Genomic DNA, 3065 nt, shown 5'->3' with positions numbered 1-3065 from the left:
GTGTCGATGCTGCGCGCCATGTACGCGGCGCACCCGGAGCCGGCCAAGGTGCGGCACGGCTTCGACCGGCTCATCGGCCAGCTGCTGGTCAGCCCCTACATGGGCCACGACCCGGACCGCGTCGTCGTCCTGCTCGACACAGCGGCGGCATTGACGCGTCCGCTTGCGGAAGCCGATCCGCACGGATAGGTGCGGGACAGGTGCGGGCGGCCTGCGCTGCCCGGTCAGCTCCCGGCCGTTCCGGAGACGCCCGCCGCCACCTTGCCCAGCGCGGGCGCGGCCTCCGCCTTCAGCACCGACGCCGAGCGGTCGTGCTGGATGAGCAGCACCGCGACCATGCCGATGACCGCCGGAATGGCAATGGCGATGAAGTTCTGGTGCAGCGGCAGGTTCATGCCGACCAGCATGCCGATGACGATCGGCGCCAGGATCGCGCCGCTGCGGCCCACGCCCAATGCCCAACCCAGGCCGGTGGCGCGCACGGCCATCGGGTAGTACTGGCCGGTGTAGGCATTGGCCACGATCTGCGTGCCGATCGTCGATGCGCCGGCCAGCCCGATCAGGATGAACAGCACCGGTGTCGGCATCTTGTAGCCCAGCAGCGTGAGCGACACCGCGGCCAGCGCATACATCCCGGCGAGCACGTACTTGATGTGGAACCGGTCGGCGAGCCAGCCGCCCGCGATGGCGCCGACCATCGCACCCGCGTTCAGCACCAGCACGAAGGTCAAGGCCGAGCCCAGGCTGTAGCCCGCGCTTGCCATGAGCTTGGTGAGCCATGAGCTCAGCGCGAAGACCATGAACAGGCACATGAAGAATGCGATCCAGAACATCACGGTGCTGAAGCCGCGGCCATCGAAGAAGAGGTGCTTGATCGGCGCGCTGTCGGCCCGGTCCTTGGCGGGCACCGCGAAGCGGTCGGTCGCCTGCGGCGTGTAGCTGGGGTCGAGCCGTGAGGCGATCTTCTTCAGTTCTTCGGTGCGGCCCTGGGCCAACAGGAAGGGCATCGATTCCGGAACCGACTTGAGGATGAAGGGAATCAGCAAGACCGGCAGGCCGGCCGCGAAGAACACCGATTGCCAGCCGTAGCTTTCGATGAGCCCCTTGCCGAGGATCGCCGCGATCATTCCTCCGACCGCATAGCCGCTGAACATCAGCGTGACGAGGGTGGCGCGGATCTTCTTCGGCGAGTACTCGGTCATCTGCGCGACGACGTTCGGCATCACGCCGCCGATGCCGAGCCCGGCAAGAAAGCGCATGGCGCTGAACGCAATGGCGTCCTCCGCCAGCCCGGCGCAGGCCGTGAACACGCTGAAGAGGCCCACGCAGATGGCGATCGCCCAGCGGCGGCCGATCCGGTCGGCAATGGTCCCCATGAAGATGGCGCCGAACATCATTCCGAAAAGCGCGGAGCTGACCATGAAGCCCGCGTTGGTGGCGTCGACGCCCATCTTCTTCATGATCGAAGGCAATGCGATGCCCACGACCGACAGGTCGTAGCCGTCGAACACGATGATCAGCGCGCACCAGAACAGCACCAGGCCGTGGAAGCGGTTGAAGCGGGCATCGTCGGCCAGCTTGTGAAGATCGATTTGGCGCATGGCTCTTGTCTCCTTCGAATGGCAAAGATCGCGGCCAGGCATGGCTGGCAGTGGCAGCGATCATGGGCGTGCCGGTTTCGAGGGTCCAACGCATTTTCCGGATGTCCTCTATGCAGCCTGTGAATGTTGGGGCGGGTCTACCCATGGGTTGCGGCCACCCTGCCCCTGCATGCGATCTTCGAATGCGCGCTATCACCGATTTTTGTTGGACCGTGCCTGCCGCCGCCCATAGATTGGCCCATCCGCCCGCACACAGGAGATAGGCATGCAAGGAAAGATCGGTCTCGAAGAACATTTCGCAATTCCACAGACGCTGCAGGATTCAGCGGGCTTCGTGCCCGGCGTCTATTGGAAGGAGCTCAGCAGCCGCCTGCTCGACATCCACGACGGGCGCCTGCGCCAGATGGATGAGCACGGCATGGAGATGATGATCCTCTCGCTCAACGCGCCAGCCGTTCAGGCGGTGGCCGATCCGGTGAAAGCGTATGAGCTCGCGGTGCGCGCCAACGACTTTCTCGCAGAGCAGGTGGCGAAGAGGCCCGACCGTTTCCAGGCCTTTGCCGCGCTGCCGATGCAGGACCCCGAGAAGGCCACGCAGGAACTCGAGCGCTGCATGAGCGTGCTCGGCTTTCGCGGCGCGCTGGTCAATGGCTTCTCGCAGGTCGGCACGCCCGACAACGTCGCCTACTACGATGCGCCGCAGTACGCGCCCTTCTGGGCCGCCGCGGAGCGGCTCGATGCGCCCTTCTACCTGCATCCGCGCAACCCCATCGCGAGCTGGGCCCAGATCTACGAAGGCCACCCCTGGCTGCTCGGCCCCACCTGGGCCTTTGCGCAGGAGACTGCGGTTCATGCGCTGCGGCTCATGGCAAGCGGCCTCTTCGATCGCCATCCGGGGCTCAAGATCATCCTCGGCCACCTGGGCGAGGGCCTGCCCTACAACATGTGGCGCGTCGACCACCGCAACGCCTGGGTCAAGGCGCCCAAGGGCTATCCGGCCAAGCGCAAGCTCTGCGAGTACTTCCAGGAAAACTTCTATCTCACGACCTCCGGCAACTTCCGCACCCAGACGCTGATCGATGCGATGCTGGAGGTTGGATCGGACCGCATCCTGTTCTCGACCGACTGGCCGTTCGAGAACATCGACCATGCCTCGAACTGGTTCAACGACACGAGCATCAGCGAGGCCGACCGCAAGAAGATCGGCCGGACGAACGCGCTGTCGCTGTTCAAGCTCGCCTGATCCCAAGGCGCTCATCGACAAGGCACAGGCACCCATGATCGACATCGACGAATGGACCATCACCAGCGCGGCCCTGAAGGCGCAGGCCGCCACGCCCAGCCCGCGCCTGAAGGCCGTGATGGACAGCCTGGTGCGGCATCTGCACGACTTTGCGCGCGAGGTGCAGCTCACCGAGGCCGAGTGGGCCTGCGGCATCGACTTTCTCACGCGGGTCGGAAAGA

Annotated in this window: 4 protein-coding genes; 3 read left to right on the top strand and 1 reads right to left on the bottom strand. The window is 65.3% G+C overall.

What is annotated here, in order from left to right; genetic code table 11:
- Positions 1 to 189, top strand: a 189-nt coding sequence (locus tag AC1DOC_RS26460) for a hypothetical protein (protein ID WP_478130814.1), incomplete at its 5' end; no start/stop codon positions are given.
- A gap of 35 nt (positions 190 to 224) precedes the next feature.
- Here AC1DOC_RS26460 and AC1DOC_RS26455 read toward each other — a convergent pair.
- Positions 225 to 1601, bottom strand: a complete 1377-nt coding sequence (locus AC1DOC_RS26455; RefSeq protein ID WP_012748727.1) for an MFS transporter — start codon at positions 1599 to 1601, stop codon at positions 225 to 227.
- 265 nt (positions 1602 to 1866) lie between these two features.
- Between AC1DOC_RS26455 and AC1DOC_RS26450 the strand changes: the two genes are divergently transcribed.
- Both AC1DOC_RS26450 and AC1DOC_RS26445 read left to right on the top strand, forming a co-directional pair.
- Positions 1867 to 2844 carry an amidohydrolase family protein gene (locus AC1DOC_RS26450; protein ID WP_478080669.1) on the top strand — a complete coding sequence of 326 codons (978 nt, stop codon included), beginning with the start codon at positions 1867 to 1869 and terminating at the stop codon, positions 2842 to 2844.
- A gap of 34 nt (positions 2845 to 2878) precedes the next feature.
- On the top strand, positions 2879 to 3065 hold a 187-nt coding region (locus AC1DOC_RS26445; protein ID WP_478130813.1), incomplete at its 3' end, for a dioxygenase.

This window comes from Variovorax sp. 01T439_2, assembly GCF_056398445.1.
Note: the sequence above shows the minus strand (reverse complement) of the source record. Positions and strands in the feature narration are given on the sequence as shown.